Raw genomic sequence first — 549 nt, 5'->3', positions numbered from 1 at the left:
AACCTGTGGATAACTTAAACACGCTCAGGTGTACATGACCTTTACGGGGGCGTACACGAGCGTACTGGACACATGAGCCACCGCTAACCGTGTGACCGGTTTCACACGCCGCGTCGCGTTCGTATTTACTCTTCGGTTCCGGTCGGTAGTTCAATGACGTTGGACGGGCCGAAGATAGCGTCGCTAACCCCTTCGGCTAGGCGTTGTTGTGCCTGCTGGGTGGCGTGCATATAAGTCAAACTCATGTTCGGGGTTGAGTGTCCTAACAGGTGTTGAATGTCTCGCACACTCACACCGGGCACACTCGCGGCTAACGTCGCCCCCGTGTGCCTTAGGTCGTAGGGCGACGCGGTTTCTAGCCCTAGCCTTTTCATAGCCCGCCTAAGGTTAATCTGCATGGTTGATTCGCCTATATGTTTACGGGGGTTTTGCGAGGACGGGAACACTAAATCATCCTTACCTTTAAGTAGGGTTTTACTTAACGCGTCTTCAATCACCGCGAGCGCTTCATCAGTAAGCGATAACGTGCGCACCCCGTCCTCAGTCTTA

1 protein-coding gene is annotated in these 549 nt (G+C 53.7%); it reads right to left on the bottom strand.

Going from position 1 to position 549, the window contains the following annotated elements; translation table 11 throughout:
- Positions 1 to 125: 125 nt before the first annotated feature.
- A partial coding sequence (locus HMPREF1627_RS09930) for a tyrosine-type recombinase/integrase (protein ID WP_158705779.1) occupies positions 126 to 549 on the bottom strand: 424 nt, incomplete at its 5' end.

Origin of the sequence: Actinomyces sp. S6-Spd3 (genome assembly GCF_000758755.1) — a bacterium.
GTDB lineage: Bacteria > Actinomycetota > Actinomycetes > Actinomycetales > Actinomycetaceae > Pauljensenia.
This window is presented reverse-complemented; position numbering and strand designations above follow the sequence as displayed.